Origin of the sequence: Streptomyces sp. NPDC059008, assembly GCF_042749045.1 — a bacterium.
Classification (GTDB): Bacteria; Actinomycetota; Actinomycetes; order Streptomycetales; family Streptomycetaceae; genus Streptomyces.
On sequence record NZ_JBHYJC010000003.1, the window covers coordinates 179,722 to 200,686 of the forward strand.

Annotated in this window: 19 protein-coding genes; 7 read left to right on the plus strand and 12 right to left on the minus strand. The window is 71.8% G+C overall.

All coding sequences use genetic code 11. The annotated features are described in order from the left end of the window. Positions 1-186 precede the first annotated feature (186 nt). Complete coding sequence (locus tag ACFWZH_RS06090) at positions 187-315, minus strand: SapB/AmfS family lanthipeptide (RefSeq protein ID WP_136738041.1); 129 nt, start codon at positions 313-315, stop codon at positions 187-189. 63 nt (positions 316-378) lie between these two features. Continuing rightward, positions 379-2,985 (minus strand): class III lanthionine synthetase LanKC, encoded by a 2,607-nt coding sequence (gene lanKC, locus ACFWZH_RS06095; protein WP_384426111.1) that lies wholly within the window; start codon positions 2,983-2,985, stop codon positions 379-381. A 792-nt stretch (positions 2,986-3,777) separates the two neighbouring features. Here lanKC and ACFWZH_RS06100 point away from each other — a divergent pair. Continuing rightward, positions 3,778-4,791, plus strand: a complete 1,014-nt coding sequence (locus ACFWZH_RS06100) for a hypothetical protein (protein WP_384426114.1) — start codon at positions 3,778-3,780, stop codon at positions 4,789-4,791. 40 nt (positions 4,792-4,831) lie between these two features. Here ACFWZH_RS06100 and ACFWZH_RS06105 read toward each other — a convergent pair whose 3' ends face one another. From ACFWZH_RS06105 to ACFWZH_RS06125, 5 genes are all read right to left on the minus strand, one after another. Further along, the gene (locus ACFWZH_RS06105; RefSeq protein WP_384426117.1) at positions 4,832-6,664 is read right to left on the minus strand and encodes an ABC transporter ATP-binding protein; all 1,833 of its coding nucleotides are present in this window, start codon (positions 6,662-6,664) and stop codon (positions 4,832-4,834) included. Positions 6,665-6,668: 4 nt separating this feature from the next. Beyond that, a complete protein-coding gene (locus ACFWZH_RS06110; RefSeq protein WP_384426120.1) occupies positions 6,669-7,085 on the minus strand; it encodes a lasso peptide biosynthesis B2 protein in 417 nt (138 codons plus the stop codon). 155 nt (positions 7,086-7,240) lie between these two features. After that, positions 7,241-7,498 carry a lasso peptide biosynthesis PqqD family chaperone gene (locus ACFWZH_RS06115; RefSeq protein WP_384426123.1) on the minus strand — a complete coding sequence of 86 codons (258 nt, stop codon included), beginning with the start codon at positions 7,496-7,498 and terminating at the stop codon, positions 7,241-7,243. Between the two features lie 14 nt (positions 7,499-7,512). Next, positions 7,513-9,432 (minus strand): lasso peptide isopeptide bond-forming cyclase, encoded by a 1,920-nt coding sequence (locus ACFWZH_RS06120; RefSeq protein ID WP_384426126.1) that lies wholly within the window; start codon positions 9,430-9,432, stop codon positions 7,513-7,515. Positions 9,433-9,586: 154 nt separating this feature from the next. Next, positions 9,587-9,694, minus strand: coding sequence for a keywimysin-related RiPP (locus tag ACFWZH_RS06125; RefSeq protein ID WP_158688462.1), 108 nt, complete (start codon positions 9,692-9,694; stop codon positions 9,587-9,589). A 605-nt stretch (positions 9,695-10,299) separates the two neighbouring features. Here ACFWZH_RS06125 and ACFWZH_RS06130 point away from each other — a divergent pair. Continuing rightward, positions 10,300-11,925, plus strand: coding sequence for an amidase family protein (locus tag ACFWZH_RS06130; RefSeq protein ID WP_384426128.1), 1,626 nt, complete (start codon positions 10,300-10,302; stop codon positions 11,923-11,925). A gap of 55 nt (positions 11,926-11,980) precedes the next feature. On the opposite strand, the gene ACFWZH_RS06135 is transcribed toward ACFWZH_RS06130, so the two are convergent. Continuing rightward, the gene (locus ACFWZH_RS06135; RefSeq protein ID WP_384426132.1) at positions 11,981-12,859 is read right to left on the minus strand and encodes a LysR family transcriptional regulator; all 879 of its coding nucleotides are present in this window, start codon (positions 12,857-12,859) and stop codon (positions 11,981-11,983) included. A gap of 119 nt (positions 12,860-12,978) precedes the next feature. Here ACFWZH_RS06135 and ACFWZH_RS06140 point away from each other — a divergent pair, with 119 nt between their 5' ends. Then, complete coding sequence (locus ACFWZH_RS06140) at positions 12,979-13,956, plus strand: aldo/keto reductase (RefSeq protein WP_384426134.1); 978 nt, start codon at positions 12,979-12,981, stop codon at positions 13,954-13,956. 36 nt (positions 13,957-13,992) lie between these two features. Here the strand turns inward: ACFWZH_RS06140 and ACFWZH_RS06145 are convergent, their stop codons facing one another. Then, entirely contained in the window at positions 13,993-14,475 is a 483-nt protein-coding gene (locus ACFWZH_RS06145) for a MarR family winged helix-turn-helix transcriptional regulator (RefSeq protein ID WP_384426136.1), read from the minus strand. A gap of 112 nt (positions 14,476-14,587) precedes the next feature. Here ACFWZH_RS06145 and ACFWZH_RS06150 point away from each other — a divergent pair, with 112 nt between their 5' ends. Both ACFWZH_RS06150 and ACFWZH_RS06155 read left to right on the plus strand, forming a co-directional pair. Then, complete coding sequence (locus ACFWZH_RS06150; protein ID WP_384426779.1) at positions 14,588-15,328, plus strand: dienelactone hydrolase family protein; 741 nt, start codon at positions 14,588-14,590, stop codon at positions 15,326-15,328. 282 nt (positions 15,329-15,610) lie between these two features. After that, positions 15,611-16,837, plus strand: a complete 1,227-nt coding sequence (locus tag ACFWZH_RS06155) for a glycosyltransferase (protein ID WP_384426139.1) — start codon at positions 15,611-15,613, stop codon at positions 16,835-16,837. Positions 16,838-16,962: 125 nt separating this feature from the next. On the opposite strand, the gene ACFWZH_RS06160 is transcribed toward ACFWZH_RS06155, so the two are convergent. Continuing rightward, positions 16,963-17,127, minus strand: coding sequence for a hypothetical protein (locus ACFWZH_RS06160; protein WP_384426141.1), 165 nt, complete (start codon positions 17,125-17,127; stop codon positions 16,963-16,965). Positions 17,128-17,395: 268 nt separating this feature from the next. On the opposite strand from ACFWZH_RS06160, the gene ACFWZH_RS06165 reads away from it, so the two are divergent. Next, positions 17,396-18,337 carry a CAP domain-containing protein gene (locus ACFWZH_RS06165; RefSeq protein WP_384426143.1) on the plus strand — a complete coding sequence of 314 codons (942 nt, stop codon included), beginning with the start codon at positions 17,396-17,398 and terminating at the stop codon, positions 18,335-18,337. 61 nt (positions 18,338-18,398) lie between these two features. On the opposite strand, the gene ACFWZH_RS06170 is transcribed toward ACFWZH_RS06165, so the two are convergent. Further along, positions 18,399-19,601 (minus strand): erythromycin esterase family protein, encoded by a 1,203-nt coding sequence (locus ACFWZH_RS06170; RefSeq protein ID WP_384426146.1) that lies wholly within the window; start codon positions 19,599-19,601, stop codon positions 18,399-18,401. A gap of 58 nt (positions 19,602-19,659) precedes the next feature. On the opposite strand from ACFWZH_RS06170, the gene ACFWZH_RS06175 reads away from it, so the two are divergent. Continuing rightward, on the plus strand, positions 19,660-20,409 hold the full coding sequence (locus ACFWZH_RS06175; protein WP_384426149.1) for a TioE family transcriptional regulator: 750 nt from the start codon (positions 19,660-19,662) through the stop codon (positions 20,407-20,409). A gap of 221 nt (positions 20,410-20,630) precedes the next feature. Here the strand turns inward: ACFWZH_RS06175 and ACFWZH_RS06180 are convergent, their stop codons facing one another. Further along, positions 20,631-20,927, minus strand: a complete 297-nt coding sequence (locus ACFWZH_RS06180; protein ID WP_384426152.1) for a hypothetical protein — start codon at positions 20,925-20,927, stop codon at positions 20,631-20,633. Positions 20,928-20,965: the final 38 nt, after the last annotated feature.

The window sequence follows — 20,965 nt, forward strand, 5'->3', positions numbered from 1 at the left end:
GCCGTACGCGGCTCCCGACGCCGACGCCGACGCTGCCCCGCCCCGCCCCCCCCTCAACGCCCAAACCGCCACCCCCCCCCATAGCACCGCGCCCGGCCCCCCCGGACCCGATACCCGCGGCCCCCCGCCCCCCCCACCCCGCCCTCCTCGTCGCTACGGGACCCGGGGCCCCGCGGCGACCGGCAGTCAGTTACAGGTGGTGACGCTCAGGCTGCTGTCGCCGCAGAGCAGCAGGCTCGCGCGGCTGCCGGTGTGCAGCTCCTCGGTGGCCTCGGGCTTGGGGGTCTCCATCGTCTGCAGGTCGAGAAGCGACATGATGATTCCTTTCGATATGGGGACGGGGATGACTTTCTGTTCGACCCCGGTACGGGGCCGGCTTCAGGGCCGCCGGAGCGGCGGAAGGAAGGGCAGGTGCACGGGCTCGTCGTGCAGCGCGCTGCCCAGGGCGAGCAGACATCCGGCCGTGCCGGTGCTCAGGTCCATCGAGAGCCGCATCATCTGCTCACCGGCGAAGGCCAGATGCCCTTGGTAGGGGACGGCGCCCCAGGAGAGGGAGTCGATCTGGCGGCGCAGGTCCGCGGCACCGGTGCCCGGTCCCGGGGCGGTGGTCCGGCTCAGGTACAGCACCATGCCGGCGGCACCGCGGAACAGCCCCGGCTGGGCGTAGAACTTGGCCTGCGCGGCCCGCACTATCTCGCCCCGCGCCGCCGCGAAGCCGTCATCGGGCCGATGGGAGAGGTAGTCGTCGAGCACCATCCCGATGCCCACACTTCCGGCGCCGAGGTAGGGCATGGTCCGCCAGCCCTCGTTGACCTGGAGGGTCCCCGCCGCGCTCCGCACGCAGCGCGCCAGGTCACGGCGCAGGGCGTCCCCGGCCAGATCCAACAGCGCGCCGTCGCCGGTGCGTTCGTACAGCCGCAGGAAGAGCAGCGCCGCCCCGCTGTCGCCGTGCAGCAGCCCGGCGCGGGAGGGTCCGGGCCCCTCCCCGGCGGTCGTCCGGTCGAACCGATCGGCGACCAACTCGGCGCAGCGCAGGGCCGGTTCTCGCATTCCGGAGGCACCGGCGGTGTCGGCGAGCGCGTCCAACGCCAGCCCCACACCGGCCAGTCCACCGTGCAGGTCGGGTCCGATGTCCTGCCAGCTCTGCGCCGTGACCAGATCCATCAGGTCCAGGGCCCGTGCGTGGTGCCCGAGCCGGTCGAGGACCCAGGCGACGCCGGAAAGACCGTCGTAGAAGCCGACGGGACTGCCCGAGGCGGGCGCCTTCGTCCGCTGCAGCAACCACTCCTCCGCCTGCGGACATCGCTCGGCGCCCGTCGCGGCGAGGGCGTAGAGCACGCCGGCCGCGCCGTAGGCGAAACAGGTCCCGCCGCCGGTGAGGGCGAACTGGCCGATGTCGCCCGGAAAGATGCGGTCCTCCCGCGCTGGGGTGGCGGAGGCCAGTACGGCGCGGACGGCGGAGTCCCGGCTGCGGGGCCAGTCCGCGAGCGAGACCGGCAGGTAGTCGTGCCCGTTCCCGCCGCCCGCGGCGCCGTTCCCGACCGCGCCGGCGGCGCCTCGATCACCCCGCAGAATCTCGTCCACCGCCGCGTCGAGGAACTCCACCGGCACCGGGAACTGCTCGGCGGCGATTCGCGCCAGATGCCGGCTCTTGGCCCGGTCCACCGCGAACAGGCTGGTCAGCGGCAGGAACAGGGCGAGCCGCAGACAGGCCAGGGCATAGCGGTCGACGTCGGGGCCACGGCGGTCGGCGGGGGCCACGAATCCGGGGTTGGCGATCACCTGCCGGCTGCCCGGGTCATCGATGGAGGCGGCCTCGAAGTCCAGTAGCACGACCGAGGATTCGTCCTCGGAGAGCATGATGTTGAACAGATGGAGGTCGTTGAAGACCACGCCCCGGGCGTGGATCGCCTCGACGGCCTCCTCCACCAGCCGGTGCACGCGCAGTGCCCATGCGGTGTACTCGGCCAGCCGCTCCGGACCGGGATCGGACTCGATCAGCGGATGCCGATGCGCGAAGAAGCTGTTGAGCGGGCGCCCCTCGATGTACTCCAGCACCAGGAAGGTGTGCTCGCCGAGCGTGAACCAGTCCAGCACCTCGGGGGCGCACCCCAGCCCGGACAGCCGCCGCAGGGCGTCCCGTTCCCGCGCCAGCCGGGTCACCGCGTCCGCCTCGTCCGCAGCCAGTCCGGCGTACGGTCGCCCCTCCTTCAGCACCACACGCCGCTGGGTCCGCAGGTCCCGGCCGACGTACACGCCGCCGCCGTTGGAGAAGTGCAGCGCCCGCTCGATGGCGTACGGGAGGTCGGTGACGGTGGTGGCGGAGCGCGCCGCCAGATGCGGCTTGAGGAACTCCGGAAGCGGCACCCACTCCGGAACCCGGAACGCGGGCTCCCGGCGGTCGGGAACGAGCTGCCCCCGGTCGTCCTCCACGGCAGGGCACAGCTCGCCCTTGTCGTCGTAGCAGTGCCGCTCGGTGAAGCTGCCGTAGCGCACGTACACCGGGCCGGCGCCCCAGCGCAGATCACTGAGGATGTACGGACCGGGCTCACCGGCCAGCAGCGCATCCAGCTCCTCGGCGATGATCCGGCACTGCTCCTCGTCGGCCGGATAGACCGTGATGAACTTGCCGCTCGCGCCCCGGTCGGTGTACTTGGCGTTGCGGATGTGCAGCAGATACCGGCTCGGCATGCACTTGAAGGCCACCGAGCGGGGTACGCAGTACTCCCAGACCTTCGTGAGCACCCGCTCGGCGTTGTCGAGGCAGGCCGACACATGGATCTTCCAGCCCTGAGAGGGAAGTTCACGGTCGAGCGGCCGGAAGGCCAGCCAGTCACCAGAGCGGTGCCGCTGCCAGCCGGCCGGCAACTCCCGGTTCAGCACCGGGTACTGGCCGCTGCGGCCCTGGGCGTCTTGGGGCAGCCGGTGCGGAGCGTCGTAGAACTGGCGGTCCGCGTCGCAGAAGACCGCGTATCCCTTGTTCATCCCACTCCCTCGGCCGGTGACACCACGACGCTGTCACAGCCGCGGAGGCGTGAACCAGTCATGAGTGTCACGAAGAGATCGTGAGAAATACATGTTTTGTGTGAAGGGAAGCGGTCGATCCGCCGACCGTCCACCCGTCGGCACGCCGACGCCGCGGGAACCGGGACCGGTCGGCGGGCGTTGTTCTCTACGCACCCTGCAGGAGAGAGGGAGCCGACCACACATGAAACGCCGAGAGGCATTCGCGCACAGACATCTCTTACGCATCCTCGTCGCCGCCGGAGCGCTCATCGCCATGGCCGGTTGCGCCACCGCGGCTCCCGGGGAGTCCGATTCCGTACGGCCCACGGCCTCCGTCGGCTCCTCCCCGACGGCGGGCGGGGCGGCGGGAGGCGCGTCAGGCGGAGATCAGTCCGGGGGCGGCGCGCAGGGGAGCGCGCCCACCAAGGGAGACTCCGACCAGGACAACACCGGTGACGGCGGCCCGAGTTACGGCGGAGACCCGGTGCCGCCGGTCAAGCCGCCACCCAAGGGACATGGCAGGCCCCCGGTGGGCGGCGGTGTGGATCCGACCGGTGGCGCCGACGGGGGCGGAGACGTGGGCGGCGGGGTCGGAGGAGGCGGGAACGAAGCCAGCGAAGGCCAAACGGGCGGCGAGACGTGTCCGCCCTCCGGGGGCTCGCCCTCCCCGTCGGAGGCGACGGGCTCGCCACCCCCGTCCGAGGCGACGGGCTCGGCCTCCCCGGAGAACACCCCCTCGCCGAGCGGGACCTGCCCCTCGCAGTCCGACACATGAGCGGTGACCCGGCGCCCCCGCCCTCCCCGCCACCCGCCGGCCCTTCCACCCCGGCCGGCGAGGAACGTACGGCGACCTCCCTCCTCGGCGGCCTCATCGCCCAGGCCTCCTTCCTCGTGGCCGTCATGTACTTCCTGGGCGCGGTCTATATGACGGCCTACTACAGCTACTTTCGGGTGGACTCCTTCAACCTCGGCTTCGGATTCGCGGAGATGGCGATCCAGAGCCTCAATGTCGTCACCGCTCCACTGGCGGGCGGCTGCCTCCTCGCCGTCCTGATACTCCGTCACTTGGCGACGACCCCGGCCCTCGCCCTCGCCGCGCAGTCGGACACCGACCAGACGCAGCAGACGCACCAGGAACGCCTGGTCCGCGCAGTGCAGCGCGCCTTGCGAGCCGTCGCCCGGGCTCACCTCTCCATCGTCGGAGCCGGCCTGGTGCTCCTGCTCCTCTGGTCCTGGCTCGGGGGCTTCAGATGGACGGCGCTCATCGTGCTGGGAGTCGGCGTACTCCTCGGCCAGAGCCCATGGGCCCGTAGCCGGGCCGGAGACAGGGGCACCGCGGTACCACCCGACACCGACGAGAGCGCCGCGGTGCCCTCCCACCCCGTGCTGCCCAGAGTGTGGAGTCGGGCGGTACCGGCCTTCACGGCCGGTCTGCTGATGATGTGGGGGCTCAGCCTGGGCACCGCCGGGCTGGGTGAGCGGGAGGCCCGGCAGGCCGCCGCCAACCTCGTGCGCCGGCCCGCCGTCGTCCTCCTGAGCAGCGACCGGCTCAGCCTGGCCGGGCCCGGCGTGGAGGTGGCGGACCTGGGCGCCAAGGTCCACTACCGCTATCGCTACACCGGCCTGCGCCGCCTCGTCGAACGCAACGGCCGCTACTACCTCCTCCCCCTCGGCTGGAACCACCGGACCGGCCCCACCTACGTCCTCCACGAAGGCGACGACCTGCGCGTCGAACTCTTCCCCGGCACCCAGGACGAGTGCGGCGCCTGGTGCACGGAGGGCTAGGGCCCGTCCGCCCGGGCAGCACGGCTGCCCCGCACTGCGGCTACCGGCCGAGCAGCTGAGTCCGCGCCAGTTCACCGTAAAGGGCGTCGCATTCCATGAGCTGGGCATGGGTGCCGACCGCCCGTACCCGACCCGCCTCCATCACCACGATCCGGTCCGCGCTGGTCACGGTGGAGAGCCGGTGGGCGACCACCAACACCGTGGTATCGAGGGCGGTCTCGGTGATCGTGTCGCGCAACGCCGCCTCGTTGGCCGCGTCGAGCTGGGAGGTGGCCTCGTCCAGCAGCAGCAGCCTCGGCCGACGCAACAAGGCGCGGGCGATCGCGACCCGCTGTCGCTCGCCACCGGAGAGCCGGCTGCCCCGATGGCCGACGTCGGTGTCCAGGCCGTGCGGCAGACGGTCCGTCAGCGTATCCAGGCGGGCCATCCGCAGGACACGGGCGAGTTCCTCGTCGCCGGGCTCGACGGTGCCGAGGGTCAGGTTGTCGCGCAGGGTGCCGGCGAGGACGGGGACGTCCTGCTCGACGTAGCCGATCGATGCGCGAAGCCGGGTCAGAGGCCACCGGCGTACGTCCTCGCCGTCCAGGAGCACGCGACCGGCCGCGGGCTCGTAGAAGCGCTCGATCAGGGAGAAGACCGTGGTCTTGCCGGCGCCGGACGGGCCGACGAAGGCGGTCAGTCCGCGCGGGGGGACGGAGAACGTGACCTCGTGGTGGACGCGGGGCAGTCCCGGGCGGTAGGCGAAGCACACCTGATGGAACGCCACGCCGACGGGCGGCCCGCCGCATTCGGAAGCCGCCTCTGCGTGCGTCGCTTCCCGCTCCCGTACGGGCTCCGCCTCCAGCTGCTCGACCTCCAGCCTCTCGATGTGTTCGATACGGACGGCAGCTGCCGAACAGACCTGGAACTGGCCGACCCCCTCGGCCAGTTGGCCGATGCGAGGAGCCAGCGCGAAGAGGTAGAGGAGGAAGGCGACGAGCGTGGAGACGCTGATGGCCCCGGACGTGACGCGGGCGCCCCCCACCCCGAGGACGACGAGGAAACTGACCTGGACGACGACCGCCGACGCCGTCGCCGACACCGCTTCCCAGGCCGCGGCCCGGACCCCGGTCCGGCGGGCTTCCTCTGCCGTCCGGTGCAGCGCCGCGGCTTCCCTGCGCTCGGCGCCCGACGCCTTGACCGTACGGAACGCTCCGAAGACCCGCTCCAGTGCCGCTCCGATCTGTCCCACCGACTCCTGTGTGCGCCGGGTGGCACGGCCGATCCGCGGGGCCACGACCGCGACGATGACACCGACGACGGCGACCACCGCGAGGGTGACGCACAGCAGCACGGCGTCGAGCAGCCCCATCATGACGACCGTCGCCGCGGTGACCAGGGTGCCGGTGACCGCCGCGGACACCGCCTGGGGCACGGCCTGGCGCAGCAGCGCCGTATCGGAGGTCACGCGGGCGATCAGATCACCCGGTTCGGTGCGCTCCACCACCGGCACCCGCAGCCGCAGAAGCCGCTCGGTCAGCCGGCGCCGAGCGGTGTACACCATGGACTCGGACGACCACTGCAGTACGTAGTGCCCCAGCCCGACCAGGAGCGCCCCGGCCACCACCAGCAGACTGAGCACGACGACCGGCCAGGCCTCGGGCTGCCCACGGCTCATACCGTCCATCACCCGCTTGGCCGCCAGCGGCTGGGCGAGCCCCATGACGCTGCCCGCCAGCCCCAGTCCGACGCCCACGGCCATACGCCCGCGCTGCCGGTGCAGATGGGCTGCGAGAGCCCGGTGCCCCGACCTGGCGCCGACCGGGTCCCCACCCGTCCGGGAGTGGCCGCCGGGGCCGGTGCGGGGGGTCTCGACGGAGGGTGCCGCGCTCATCGGCTCACTCCACGGTGAAGAAGCGCTGGAAGTAGTCGGCCGAGGCACCCTCGCCGACCAGGACTCCCTCGGCCTCCACCCAGGCGTGCGCCGCGAACGGCGGGCGGCTGCGCACGCCCACGCACCACACGGGCCACCGGCCGTCCCAACGGCACAGCAGGACCGTGGCCAGAGACCTGGTCAGGCACCCTTTGTGGCCTCCTGCGGCGAGACTCACGGCGAGCACCGTCTCCCGCGCCGCGCTCGCCTCGGCGAGGGTCGCGGGCCTCGCGCCGCGGCGCAGCCGGAGCAGGACGGCGCGGATACGGCCGGGCGGCTGGGTGGCGAGCAGATGGGCACAGCACACCACCACCCGGGTCAGGAAACGGCGGGCCGGTGGAACGGAGCGCGGGCGGTACGGGACCACTTCCGGCGTCGACATGCGTGGCTCTCCGGTCTGGGCGGACAGGCCCGGGGCGGCCGGGCCTGGACGGACGAAGTCGCCGGACGGCTCCGATGACACGGAGGGACCCGACGGGCAGAGCGGTGGGGCCGGCCGAACGGCTACTGCACCGGCAGGTGCCGGGCCGGCGGCGCTCAGGACGTGACGAGTCCCGCCGAGCGCAGCTCGTCGACGATGCGGCCGACGTCCTCCATGGCCAGGTCGACGTCGACGTTCTCGTAGCGCGCGGTCAGGATCTCCACCGCACGCTCGGGGCCGTAGCCGTCCGTGAGGGTCTGCAGAACGATGGCGGCCGTCGGATTGAGCGTCCAGTACTCGGCACTCTCCTGGTCGAGCAGCGCCACACCGTACTCGGTCTCGGTCAGCAGGACACCGGGCTTCAAGGTAAACACGGAACTCACCACTCTCAGGTCTCGCGGTTGACGGTGGGCAGGCCCGACGGGCTGGCGGGGGCGGGTTCCCGGCCGTGCCGCGGCGCTGCCCGGCTGGTGGCCGGTGGTGTCAACTCCCGGGAACGCAGCCAGACTTCACAGGCGATGGTCGGGTGCAGCCGATAGCTCTCCGTCTCCGCGGCCAGAGCGCGACTGCACCATTCACGAAGGATCCGCTCGTCGACCAGACCGAGCCGGGCGAGCCGGGAGTCCTCGCACAGCGCCAGCAGGCCCCTGCGGTGCTCGCGCAGTCCTGCTTCCTCCTCGTACGTGGCGTTCGCCTTGGTGTCGCGAGTGCGGCTGGCTTCCGGCACGACTCCGCGCATGGCCTCGACGATGAGCGGCTTGTACCGCCACGGAGTGATCCGCTCCTGTGGCCGGACGGCGAGGGCCGCCTCGATGACGCGGGTGTCGTAGTAGGGCGCGCTGACCCCGATGCCCAGCGGGGCGGCCATCTGACCGATGTGCCGCGTCCATTGGGAGATACCGTCCATCGCGACCAGCTCGCGGTGTTCGCCGTGTCCCCGGCCCCGGGGCCGGACGTCGGACAGCTCCGCACGGAGCAGCTCGCGTACCGTACCGACGGCGTCCGGGGTGGCCCAGGGCGGCATCCGGGGCGGGACCGCCCAGCCGAGCAACGGCTCGCCTTCGGGTACCGCCGGTTCGGTCAGATCGCGGGCCACCCGCCGGAGCCAGGTCCGGTAGGGGCTCCGGTCCAGGAGCTGGCGCAGTACGCCGCGCCGCGACCATCGGTATTTGGCGGCGTACCCCCGTACCGCCTGCAGGGCGACGAGGGGATGGGTGCGCAGCAGCGCATGCAGACGGGCGGGCGTACCGGCCAGCAGTTCGTCGCCGCCCAGGCCGGTGAGGTGGAGGTCGGAACCGCGGGCGGCCGCCAGTTCCACGATGCCCATACGGCGGTTGCGGTCGACGGTGAGGATGCTGGGCGTGTCCAGGACGTCCTCCAGGGCGTCGATCCCGTCGAAGGTCATGGCCACGCCCTGGGCCGGGATGATGTGGTGTTCGATGCCGTTCAGCGCCTCGACGGTCCGCCTGGCCCAGTACACGTCGTCGCCGGCCGCGTCGTGGATCCCGGCGGTGTAGGCGACGACCCTGGTCCCCGAGCGTGCCGCCGTACAGCACACGGCCGTGGAGTCCAGCCCGCCCAGGTCCGACGTCACCAGGTCGCGCCCGCGGACACGCACCTCGATCGCTTCGTCGAGGGCCTCTCGCAGGTGCCCGGCGCCGACGGCGAGGGGGACGACGGGGTCGGGCGGTGACCACCACCGCCTGGTGTGGACCCGAGCGTCGTGGTGGATCGTCAGACAGTGCCCGGCCGGTACGGCGTGCAGACCGCGCCACAGCGGGTCCCCCGCGCGGGGGTACGGTGCACCGAGCATCTCCAGAGCGATGCGGCGCTCGTCCAGTTCGGCACCGACCAGTTCGGCGAGGACGTCGGCCCGGTCGGAGGCCACGCTCACCGGTCCGCGGCCGGACGTACCGGCCCGGGTGTGGAACACCCGGCGCAGGTCGACCGCGCCGGCCCGCACCGATACCCGGTCCCCGTCGCTGACGACAAGGTGGAAACTGCCGGCCCAGTCGGCCGCGCGGTCCCATGTCGTCGGCGGGCCGGCGTCGATCGCCGCCGCGGCCCGCTCGGCATCCCGCGCGGTGACGGCATGCTCCCCGATCACCGCGATCCGCGTCCCCCCGTACGTTCCCGTCACGACCGTTTTTGGTGCCCAACGGCCCACCAGCCAGGGGCGTCCCGATGCATGGGTCAGGCTCCGGTCCGCGTAGGAGAGCGCCTTGACAGCGAGGGCCCCGGCCGCGTCGGTGTCGGGCAGGACGATGAACCAGGCGGGTACGACCTGGAGCGACAAGGACTGGTCCATGGGCTACGGCCTTCGGTCGGTGACGCTCGGAACAGGGAGGCAGAACAGAGAACGGGTGGCGGCCGGCTGCCGCCACCCGATGACCGGACCGGCTCGGTGGCCGGTCCGGTGCACGCTGCGCCCCGGACCGCTCAGCGGTCGCGGGTGGCCTCGGTCAGAGGAGCTGCTTGCCGCCGAGGACGTCCTTCGGGCCGGTGTTCTTGATGCCGGTGACCTTGCGGAAGCTGCCGGCCTTGGTGAGGGTGGGGCGCTCGTAAGTCATGGTCGTACTCCTTTTTTCCTGGGGACGGTGTACACAACAGGCGCCTGTGCAACGGATTTCGAGCAACTCCCGGACGGGAATTGCGAGCGGTGAAATCCGCGGCACAACGATAAGTAGGACAACCCCAACAGCACAATGACGGACCGATGGCATTGAGTGGTACACAGAGGGCGCGCAATTCCGGTGCGCAACAGTTGAGCGTCTCCTTGCGCCCTTGCACCCTCGCTGTAGTGCGGCAACGGGTTCGTGAAGCAACGTTTGTTCTACGGTCTGCCCGGTGCCGTGAGCGGAGATATCCATCCCGTACGGAATAATCGCGAACAGGGAGTCGATCATTCGAAGAATTATTCGCCTGTGGTGTCGAAGTCCGGGAGTACCGCACCGCGAGGCGAGCGATGCGATCGCCGGGAAGTTCCAGCCCGGCTTTCACCGTGGGTTCATCTGCCGGAGAGGTGCGGTCGTGGTGCCGTGTGCATCGCGCAGGAGTCGAGCGACCGCCTCGACATGGACACGATCCGGGCGGGTCCGGGGAGCGCGAGGGACGGCGGCGCGAAAGGCTCTTGTTCCGGGCCGCCGGCCTGTAGTCCGCTGACCTCATGAGGAGCATGAGGAAGCGGAGCGCCGCCGCGCTGATCACTGCCCTGGTCGCGGTCTCCCTGTGCACCGGCGCACCGGGCCCGCGAGCGGAAGCCGCGGGATCCGGCGCCGGCACCCCGCCACCAGGCGGCCGGCCCCCGCAACTGGGCGTCGATCTCGACACCGTGACGATTCCCCAGCTGCAGGCGCGCATGGCGGACGGTTCGCTGACCTCGTCGGCGCTGACCACGGCCTATCTGCGGCGGATCAGGACCGTCGACCCCGAGATCAACGCGGTGCTGCGCACCGACCCGACGGCGCTGCGCCAGGCGGCCGCCAGCGACGCCAGGCACCGGGGCGGCGCCGCCCGTGGCCCGCTCGACGGCATACCGGTCCTGCTCAAGGACAACGTGAACACCCGGGACATGCCCACGACGGCCGGATCGCTGGCGTTGGCCGGGAGCCCACCGGACGCCGACGCCGCCCTGGTGGCCCGGCTGCGGGAGGCCGGGGCGGTGATCCTCGGCAAGACCAATCTGTCCGAGTGGGCGAACTTCCGTGCGGAGAAGCCGACGTCGGGGTGGTCGGCGGTGGGTGGCCAGACCCACAACCCCTATGTCCTCGACCGCAACCCGTGCGGGTCCTCCTCCGGTTCGGCCGCCGCGCTCGCCGCGTCGTTGGCGCAGGTGGCGATCGGGACCGAGACGGACGGCTCCATCGTGTGCCCGGCCGGGATGAACGGGGTGGTCGGCCACAAGCCCAGCCTCGGCCTCGTCAGCCAGGCCGGTGTGGTCCCGATCTCCGCCGAGCAGGACACCGCGGGGCCCATGGCGCGCAACGTGATCGACACCGCGCTCACCCTCTCGGCGCTCAGCGGGAGGGGCCCCTCGCGCCCGGGCGCTCCACGAGGCCTCCCCGACGAGCTGACGCGCTCCACCGGCCTGCGCGGCAAACGGATCGGCCTGTGGCGACTGCCCTCGCTCGGCGCGGAGGTGGATGCGCTGATCACCCGTACCGCGGAGAAGCTGCGCAAGGCGGGAGCCGAGGTCGCCGAGGTGACACCCCCGTACCAGCAGCGCCTCGCCGCACTCGAATTCCCGGCGCTGCTGAGCGAGTTCCACCGGGACATCGACGCCTACCTCGGCACCCGTGACGGGCCGCGGAACCTCGCCGAGCTGATCGAGTTCCACCGCACCCACCCGGCCGAGCGCACCTGTTTCGCCGGTCAGGAGCTGTTCGAGCGGGCTCTCGCCGCGCCGTCCACCACCGACCCGGAATATCGGGCCAGGCGCGCCGAGTTGACGGACCTCGCCCGGCGCTCCTTGGACGAGACCCTCGCCGCCCATCGGCTGGACGCCATCGCCTCGCCGACCAACCCGCCCGCCTGGACGACGAACTGCGCGCGGGGCGACAACGACGTCATCCCGTCCTCGACCCCCGCGGCCGTGGCCGGTTACCCGTCCTTGTCGGTGCCCGCGGGGTTCGTCGACGAGCTGCCCGTGGGGCTGCTCCTGATGGCGGGTGACCGCAAGGACGCCGAGCTCCTGTCGCTGGGGGCCGCGGTGGAGCACCGACTCGACGCCTGGCGAGCGCCGCGCTATCTGCCCTCGCTGGGGGCCGACACACCTGCGGCAGGGGTCGGCGCCACCCGGTGATCCCGTCCGGTGACGGCACCTCAGGACAGGGGCCGCCCGGAAGCCGTGGGGCGGGTCACTGGGCTGCCAGCGCCCGTGCCGCCCGTACCAGCAGGGGTACGGGCGGCACGGAGGTGTCCGCCCGCCAGACGAGTTCGAGGTCGAAGCCGGGCAGGTCGTCGCCTATCCGCAGGGCGGCCGTGCCGGCCGGCAGGTGGCGGGTCAGGGCCTGCGGCACGACGGCGAAGGTGCGGTGGTCCAGGACCAGGTGCCGAAAGCCCGGCACCGGCTCCTCCTCGACGGGGAAGGCCTCGCCGGCGCCGCGGAGCGCGGCGAGGACCGCGTCGTGGAAGGCGGGTGCGATGTCGCGTCTGATGGCCCGCAGTGTGTCGCCGCGCAGTTCGCGCAGCGACAGTTCGGTCCGGCCGGCGAGGCGGTGGCCGGCCGCGACGACCACGACGAGGCCCTCCCGTACGAGCGTCAGACGGGCCAGGTCCGGCCGGTGCGGGAGGCTGCGGGAGAGCGCGGCGTCGATCTCGTCCCGTTCGAGTGCGGCAGCGAGGTCGGCCGACCACATCTCGCGGGTCTCGACACGGATGCCGGGATGGCGGGCTCCCATGGCGGACAGGAGGGTGGGCACGGCCCAGTAGGCGGCGCTGGTGACGTAGCCGAGCCGCAGTGTGCCGGCCGTGCCGTGCGCGACGCTCACGGTCCGCTCCACCAGGGCGTCGGCTTCGGCGAGGAGGGCGCGGGCTCCCTCCACGAAGACCTTGCCGGGCTCGGTGAGGCGGGTGGGGCGTCGTTCGAAGAGCCGGGCGCCCAACTCCCGTTCCAGCGCGGCGATCTGCCGGCTCAGCGGCGGCTGGGCCATGTGCAGCCGGTCGGCGGCCCGTTGGAACCCGCCCTCGTCGGCCACGGTCACCACGTAGCGCATGAGCCGTAGATCGATCGTCATACCCGCAGGGTATCTGGACGGTGCCCAACCGGTCTTGGCCAACGGCACCCGGCGCGGACCAGAATCGACGACGTCGGGCCGTCGCCCCACATCCTCCCCGCCTCTCCAAGGAGTTCGCCGTGCACGCGCGCACCCTCGCCTCCCTCCGTGTCTCCGCCCTCGGTCTCGGCTGCATGGGGATGAGCGACTACTACGCCCCCGGTGACGAGGCCGACTCGCTCACCACCATCAGGCGGGCCCTCGACGTGGGCGTGACCTTCCTGGACACGGCCGACGCATACGGCCCCTTCACCAACGAGACGCTGGTCGGCAAGGCGATCGCGGGCCGCCGGGACGAGGTCGTCCTCGCCACCAAGTTCGGCGTCGAGCGCCGTCCCGACGGGACCCCGGTCGGTGTCAACGGGCGGCCGGAGTACGTCCGGGCCGCGTGCGAGGCGTCACTTCGCCGGCTGGGGGCCGACCACATCGATCTCTACTACCAGCACCGCGTCGACCCGAGCGTCCCCGTCGAGGAGACCTGGGGCGCGATGGCCGAGCTGGTCGCCGCCGGCAAGGTGCGCCACCTCGGCATCTCCGAGGCCTCCCCGGCGACGATCCGGCGGGCCCACGCCGTGCACCCGATCACCGCCGGACAGTACGAGTACTCGCTGTTCACCCGGGACATCGAGGACGCACACCTGCCGACGATGCGGGAGCTGGGCATCGGCCTGGTCGCGTACAGCCCCATCGGGCGCGGTCTGCTGACCGGGACCCTCGGCCGGCAGACGTACGGCGAGCGGGACTTCCGCCGCACCGCGCCCCGCTTCCAGGGCGAGAACCTCGCCCTGAACCTCGCCCTCGTCGAGCGGGTACGGGCGCTGGCCGAGGCCAAGGGCGTCACCCCCGCGCAGCTCGCCCTCGCCTGGCTGCTGGCCCAGGGGCCGGACGTCACCGCGGTCCCCGGCACCAAGCGGGTTCGCTATCTGGAGGAGAACGCCGCCGCGGCCGATGTCACGCTGACCGCGGGCGAGCTGGCGGCTCTCGACGAGGCCGTGCCGCGCGGAGCGGTGGCGGGCGAGCGGTACGACGCGGCCCGGCTGGCGCAGGTCGACGTGTGACCGGGCCCGCCGGGAAGGCCGACCGGGGCCAGCGGGTCAGGAGGCCTGGGTGTGGTGGTCCAGCAAGCGGGTGAGCAACTGCACGAACTGGTCGCGTTCGGCCGGGCTCAGCGGTGCGAGCAGCTCGTCGTGGAGGTCGTCCAGGACCTTGTCGAGGCGGCGCAGGCGGCGGCGGCCCAGGGCGGAGATGGTGATGATGTTGCGGCGCCGGTCGTCGGGGTCGGGCGCCCGCTCGACGAGGTCGCGCTCGGCCAGTTCGTTGAGCACGCCGACCATGTCGCTGCGGTAGATGCCGGTGCGTGTGCTCAACGCCGCCTGGCTGCCCGGCCCGAGATCCTGCAGTGAGGCGAGTACGGCGTAGTGCCACTTGCGGGCGTCGATCCGGGCCAGCCCTTCGGTGATCAGCCGGTCCGACCGCACGGTCAGCTGCGACAACAGGCGGCTCGCCCGTCGACGCAGCCTGTCCGGCGTCCTGGGCGCGTCGTCGTCGGGCAGGTCCGCGGCTTCGGCTCTGATCATGGCGCCGATCCTACCCGTTGCGTTAGTACGACTAACGATGTACGTTCGCTCGTGCCGGGAACGTTAGTGAAACGAACGTTGCCTCGGCGAACCTCAGGAAGGAACATCCACCATTCCCACCGAGATCACGTCGCTGCAGATTCCCACCACGGACGGCCGGGCCGACGCCTTCGCCGCCTTCCCCGACGACGGCGAGCGGCACCCAGGGGTGCTGATGTACGGGGACGCCTTCGGTATCCGGCCCGTACTGCGGGAGATGGCCCGCGAACTGGCCGGGCACGGGCACTACGTGCTCGTCCCCAACTTCTTCTACCGGCACGGCCCGGCACCGCTGATCGAACTTCCCGAGCACATCGGAGAAGAGGACCGGCCCGCGGTCATCGCCCAGGTGATGCCCTTGGTCGAGGCGCACACCGCCGAACGCGTCCTGAGCGACGCCGACGCCTACCTCGGGTTCCTCACCACCCGGCCCGAGGTCGCCACCGGACCGGTCGCGGTGACCGGTTACTGCATAGGCGGCCTCCTGGCGATGCGCACCGCCACGGCCCACCCCGGCCGGGTGGCCGCCGTCGCCGCGTTCCACGGCCCCGTGGGAGCCGACGGGCCCGAGAGCCTCTCCAAGCTCACCGCCCAGGTCCACTTCGGCCATGCCGAAACCGACTTGACGCCCGAGGCCCTCACCGAGCTCAACCAGTCCCTGGACGCCGCGGGCGTCGACTACACCTCCGAGATCTACCCCGGCACCGTCCACGGCTTCACCATGTCCGACACCGACGCCTTCAACCCCTCCGCACTGCAACGCCACTGGGACCGTCTGCTCCCCCTCCTCGGTCGCACCCTGACCAGCAACTGAGGCCCCCGAGGCCGCCGACGAGCCGGCCGTAGCGGTTCCACCGGCCTGCTCGTCGGCCACGAGGGCGCTGTCCGACCCACAACCTCGCGTCAGCCTCACCGCCCCGTGGCCCACGGGGCGGTGAGGCGCCTGCCGCCGTGGAGCGCGGAAATTCCGGCCCCCTTCAGGTGGCTGCCTGTGTGTCACTGCCGCTTCCCGGGTGCGCAACGGTCATCCTTTTCGAGGTGATGTGCGGTGCTACGGGCACCCACCCGGCAGCAGGACGACCTGGCGAGGCGAGCAGTGCGAGTTCTTATTCCAAGCCCCGGCACCTGGGGTGACGTGGCTCCGTACCTCGGGCTGGGCAGGCGGCTGAAGGCTGCCGGCCACGAGGTGACCGTGGCGTGCCATGCACGCTTCGCAGACGCGGTCCGCGCGCACCGGCTGGACTGCCGGACCCTGCCGCTGGACTCGCTGGACTTCATGACGACCGACATCCGTCCCACGCCCCCGCGCCGTCTTGCCCGAGAGATTCGACGCAACCTCCTCCCGCAGATCGCCCAGGGGATCCTGGATGCCTCCCGAGGCGGGGTGGACGTCCTCTTGACCAATTTGGTGACCCATCCGATCTGCGCGTTCGTCGCCGAAGGCGTGGGGGCGCGCTGCCTGGGCGCCTACCTCCAGCCGATGCGTTCGGCCGTCCGGTTCGGTCTGAACGGGGTCGTGCCCAGCCGCTTCCGGGACCGTGTCGTCGAGGCCTCCGTGGTCAAGAGCGCGGGCCTCAACATCGCACCGTCCCTCAACGTGCTGCAGCGGGACCTCGGACTCCCCAGACAGGCGACCCGACGCGCCCTACGGGCGATGCGCACCGAGACGGTGTGCCACGGCTACAGCCCCATGATGGTGCCGCCGTTCGCCTATTCGTCCGGGCGACAGCGGACCTGCGGATACTGGTGGCCGCCCCGCCCCGACGGCTGGCGCCCGGACGATCGACTGGTCGACTTTCTGAACTCCGGCAGCAAACCGGTGTTCATCGGATTCGGCAGCATGGCCATGGGAGACGCGGAGCAGTTGAGCGGACTGCTCGTCCAGGCGCTGCGCAAGGCACGGCTGCGTGCCGTGGTCCAGTCGGGCTGGCTGGGGATCCACATGGCCGGCGACGATGTCCTCACCGTCTCCGAAGTCCCGCACGACTGGCTCTTCCCCCGTATGGCCGCGGTGGTGCACCACGCAGGCGCGGGCACCACGGGGGCGGGCCTCAAGGCCGGGGTGCCGGCCGTTCCCGTGCCGGTCCACTTCGACCAGTTCTACTGGGCCTCCCGACTGGCCGCCATGGGAGTCGCCCCCGCCCCGATTCCGCGCCGCCAGTTGACGGCCGCCCGCCTGGCCGACGCGTTGCGCGACGCCGTGGAGGGACAGGCCTTCATCCAACGGGCCCGGACGGTCGCGTCCCACCTCGCCGCGGAGGACGGCGCCGCCTCCGTACTCGCCGAGCTGGAACAGATGGATGCCTTCACCGCTCCTGCGTGAACCACCTGCATAGAGCCGGTGGGAGCCGGCCTCGCACGCAGTGGGACGAAGGTGAGTTCCCGCCCCCGGCCGCGGCGCCGCGCCCATCGGGTGCTGCGCCGCGGCCGGGAGGTCGGGTCGGTCTCTCAGCCTTTCTCGTTGCTGTGGACGGCCGCGGCCCATGTGGCAAGCAGATGCTCGTACTCGTCCTGCTCCTCGGGCCATAGCGGCCGACCGATACGGGCGGCCATGAAGTCGCGTATCGCGCGATTGGCCTCGGCGGTGGCGTCAGGGACGCAGTGGGGCGCCATGGCGTAGATGATATGCGGTGGGTTGGTATGGGGCCATTACCGCTTTTGGCTGACTCTGGCAACCTCTGCCCTTGACGTCACCGCCGTGCGGACAACACCGGCGCGTGGCCGCGGCGGGGTCGTACGACATACGCGGAGCACTTTTCGTTATCCGGAGCCGTCAGTGGGGTCTCCCTTGCGTGGTCCGCCCGCGCGGCGGGCCGCACGGACCCATTTCCCCTACGGGCCACGGCTATGCAGGCCCCACGGCTGCACAGGAAACGACACCATGAACAACGACGACGCACATCGGCAGGCAGTACCGCACGACGGGACGTCGACCGGGACCGGACGCCGAACCGGCGAGCCCGGCTCGCACCGCCGCTCCACCGCGCCCGGGACCGGCGGCCGGCACGGGCGGACCGCGCAACGAGGCGGCATCCACCGCGCCGTCAACAGCGGCCCCCGGCCCCGGCGGAGGACCGTGCTGCTGGCGGTGGCGGCCACGATCGCCGCGGGCTGCTGCTCCCTGGCGCTGATACGTGCCGGCTCCGGCCCCGACCAAGAGCTCGCGGCGAACCGGTCCATGGCGGCGCCGCCCACGAAGACCGCCTCCACCCCGTCGGCATCGCACAGTGCCGCCCCCTCGCCCCAGCGCCACAAGGCGTCGGCCTCCCCCTCCGGTGTCGAACGGCACGGCAAGCGGCACACCCCCCAACGGCCGCGGAAGGCCCACCCCGAGAGCGGCTCCAAGACGACCGTGAACACACCGCCCCGCACCTCCCGCACGGAGGCCGGGGCGAGAGCCGACGCCCCCGCCGCACCGCGGGCCGCCACCGGCACCGCCGCGCAGTTCGCCCAAAAGGTCGTCGACCTGGTCAACGACCAGCGGGCCCGGCACGGCTGCGGCCCGCTCACCGTCGACCCCCGGCTGCGCAACGCGGCGCAGGCCCACTCGGACGACATGGCGGCCCGCAACTACTACGAGCACAACAGCCCCGAAGGCGTCGACCCCGGAACCCGGATGACCCGTGCCGGATTCCAGTGGAGCAGCTGGGCCGAGAACATCTTCAAGAGCCCCAAGGATCCGGCCACCGCGCTGAAGGGCTGGATGGACAGCCCGGGACACCGGTCCAACATCCTCAACTGCTCCTACAAGTTCACCGGCGTGGGCGTCAACCTGAGCTCCAACGGCCCTTGGTGGACCCAGGACTTCGCCACCCGGTCCTGACCCACGGAGAACGGGTGCCCACATCGGCGGCTCGGCGCGTCCGAGCCGCCGATGGCACGCCCTAACTCTGCTGGACGTCCTTGATGAACACGATCCCGTCGTATCCGGCCAGGTGGGCCGGGTCCAGCGGGAAGTAGCCGAAGTACGGCGACACATGGGGAGCGGGCCGCGTGTCACCGAACGCCGTGGTCAGCCGGGGGGCGTCGACGAGGCAGCGGTCCTCCGGGAGGGCGTGGAGGAGACCTTCGAGGGTGTCCGGCGGCGGGGTGTCCACTCCGTGGTGCCGGATCGTGCCGAGGGCCGTGGCCAGGAAGGCGTACCCCTCGCCCAGGTGGGCGCCGGCGAGCGCGCCGGCGCTCCACCACTCCAGCCGCTGGTCACCCATCCGCATCGAGCTCTTGTCCCGCTGGAGATGGGCGTTGTGGGCGTGGACCAGCGCCGGGCCCCGTTCGGCGAGGGCGAGGAGGTTGTCGGCCATCATCCGGTCCCGCAGGCTCACCAGCCATGTCATGCGGGCCGGTGAGGTGTCGGCCATCCAGAAGTGGTAGCGCAGCAGCCCGGTGGCGGTACGCCCGTACAGGCGCGCCCGGTCCCAGTCGCCCCGCGAGGTCGCCGTGATCAGGTGCGGCGTCTGCGCGTCGAGCAGCGCCACCAGGTCGTCGGCGAGCAGCCGCAACTGACCTGCCTCGGTCGACCGCCCCACGGACTGGGCCGGGTCCCTCATCGCGGCGGGGTTGGTCCAGCGGTCGTCGGCGCCGAGCAGACGGTCGAGCGTCTCCGCGGTGCAGGGGAGCAGCTCCGCGTCCACCTGGGCGGCGAGGTAGCCGTGGAGTGCGGTGAGGGCCTGTCGGGGGCTCGCGGCGCCGGTGATCTCCAGTGGGCCGTCGAAACCGGCGAAGCGGAGCCGCTCGGACGCGGGCCGGCCGTCGTTGTAGGCGCGCATCCAGCGCACCAGCTCGCGGTTGGCCGCGGACGCGCCGAAACCGTGGCTGAACCCGTGCTCCATGACCTCGTCGAGGGTGCCGGTGCCCGAGGTGACGTAGTCGTCCACGACCAGACCCATCAGGCAGTCGCTCTCGATCGTGATCGTTCGGTAGCCCTCCTGCTCGACGAGCTGTCGGAAGAGCTCGTTGCGCAGGTCGAGCAGTGTGTCCTCGCCGTGGGTGGGCTCGCCCAGGGCGAGCAGCCGCGGCCGGGCCGGGAGCAGCCCCATGACGGCAGCGGCCTCGACGGCATGGACGGTGTCCTTGATGTCAGTAGCCATGCCTTCAACGGTATCGTTGAACCCTCGGTTGAAACTTCTCCACGATATCGGCGGCCTCATGGGACGAAACCTTCAAACCGGCGAACGCCTCAGGCCGGTTGATCTGGCGCGCGGGCACGGTCTGTCCACGCAGGCGATCAGGAACTACGAGGAGGCCGGCATCCTTCCGGCCGCCGGTCGCACGGCCCACGGCTACCGCACCTACACCTCACTGCACGCGGAAGCCCTGCGCGCGTTCCTCGCCCTGCTGCCCGGCCACGGCCACCAGACCGCGACGTCGATCATGCGGGCGGTCAACGGTGGCGCGGCCGAGGAGGCGTTCCGCCTCATCGACGAGAGCCACGCCCAGCTCCTCGACGACCGCCGCACCCTCCAGGCCGTCGAGAGCGCCCTGCGCGACCTGGAGCCCACCACGGCCTCCGGGCCTGCTGCGGGTACCGAACCGGCCGTGCTGTCCGGGCCCGGCGGCACGTTCATCGGGCCGCTGGCGGGGAACCTCGGCATCCGGCCCGCGACGCTGCGCAAATGGGAGCGCGTCGGCCTGGTCCGCCCGCGCCGCGACCCGCGGACCGGCTACCGCGTCTACGACGAGGCCGACGTACGGGACGCCCGGCTGGCCCACCAGCTCAGGCGGGGCGGCTACCTACTGGAGCAGATCGCCCCGCTGCTCGCCCAAGTACGGGCGGCCGGCGGGCTGGAGCCCCTGGAAGCCGCCCTGCACGACTGGCACGGCCGGCTCTCCGCCCGCGGGCGGGCGATGCTCACCGGGGCAGCCGCGCTGGAAGCGTATCTACGCGAGCGCGGGTGAGCCTTCGCCTCGGCGGCTCAACTGCCGGGCGGCGTCGGGGCCTCCAGAGGGCAAGCCCATGTTCATGTGCCACCTCGGTGCGCACAGCGACCGCGGTTCCAGGAGACCCCGCCATGCCGTCCGGGGGCAAGCCTCGTCCCCGCCCAGGGGCGTGAACGCGTGGAACGCCGCGGCATCGCCCCCTCGTTACCGGTCTCGGTTTCGCTTTCCGTGCCGAGTGTTCACATGGTCGGGTGGTCGGGTGCGGGCGAGGCGGCGACGGCGTCGTCGAGGATCTGCTCCCGTGCCGAAACGACCAGCCGGTTGAGCGCGGTGGCCAGGGAGAGGATCTCCGCAGGCCGGTCCGAGGCGCTGATCCGGTCGGTCGACTCGTCGAGGAAGGCCCCCGCCTTCTGGAAGAGGCTGTGCGCTTCGGGGGTGGCGGGAAGGGCGTCAGCCTTGATCAGGTTGAGCATCGTCTCCAATGCGTCGGCCAGCTCGCGGACCGCTTCACGCATCTCGGTTTCATCGGAGTTCATGCGGCCTACGATCGCGGATCGAGGACGAATCCGTCAGG

What these genes read in the sequence shown, in the direction of transcription:
- ACFWZH_RS06170 (WP_384426146.1), bottom strand. Translation starts at nt 19,601, where the DNA reads ATGGCTACTGACATCAAGGACACCGTCCATGCCGTCGAGGCCGCTGCC.
- ACFWZH_RS06090 (WP_136738041.1), bottom strand. Translation starts at nt 315, where the DNA reads ATGTCGCTTCTCGACCTGCAGACGATGGAGACCCCCAAGCCCGAGGCC.
- ACFWZH_RS06120 (WP_384426126.1), bottom strand. Translation starts at nt 9,432, where the DNA reads ATGGACCAGTCCTTGTCGCTCCAGGTCGTACCCGCCTGGTTCATCGTC.
- ACFWZH_RS06105 (WP_384426117.1), bottom strand. Translation starts at nt 6,664, where the DNA reads ATGAGCGCGGCACCCTCCGTCGAGACCCCCCGCACCGGCCCCGGCGGC.
- ACFWZH_RS06165 (WP_384426143.1), top strand. Translation starts at nt 17,396, where the DNA reads ATGAACAACGACGACGCACATCGGCAGGCAGTACCGCACGACGGGACG.
- ACFWZH_RS06130 (WP_384426128.1), top strand. Translation starts at nt 10,300, where the DNA reads ATGAGGAAGCGGAGCGCCGCCGCGCTGATCACTGCCCTGGTCGCGGTC.
- ACFWZH_RS06145 (WP_384426136.1), bottom strand. Translation starts at nt 14,475, where the DNA reads ATGATCAGAGCCGAAGCCGCGGACCTGCCCGACGACGACGCGCCCAGG.
- ACFWZH_RS06160 (WP_384426141.1), bottom strand. Translation starts at nt 17,127, where the DNA reads ATGGCGCCCCACTGCGTCCCTGACGCCACCGCCGAGGCCAATCGCGCG.
- ACFWZH_RS06135 (WP_384426132.1), bottom strand. Translation starts at nt 12,859, where the DNA reads ATGACGATCGATCTACGGCTCATGCGCTACGTGGTGACCGTGGCCGAC.
- lanKC (WP_384426111.1), bottom strand. Translation starts at nt 2,985, where the DNA reads ATGAACAAGGGATACGCGGTCTTCTGCGACGCGGACCGCCAGTTCTAC.
- ACFWZH_RS06180 (WP_384426152.1), bottom strand. Translation starts at nt 20,927, where the DNA reads ATGAACTCCGATGAAACCGAGATGCGTGAAGCGGTCCGCGAGCTGGCC.
- ACFWZH_RS06175 (WP_384426149.1), top strand. Translation starts at nt 19,660, where the DNA reads ATGGGACGAAACCTTCAAACCGGCGAACGCCTCAGGCCGGTTGATCTG.
- ACFWZH_RS06110 (WP_384426120.1), bottom strand. Translation starts at nt 7,085, where the DNA reads ATGTCGACGCCGGAAGTGGTCCCGTACCGCCCGCGCTCCGTTCCACCG.
- ACFWZH_RS06100 (WP_384426114.1), top strand. Translation starts at nt 3,778, where the DNA reads ATGAGCGGTGACCCGGCGCCCCCGCCCTCCCCGCCACCCGCCGGCCCT.
- ACFWZH_RS06125 (WP_158688462.1), bottom strand. Translation starts at nt 9,694, where the DNA reads ATGACTTACGAGCGCCCCACCCTCACCAAGGCCGGCAGCTTCCGCAAG.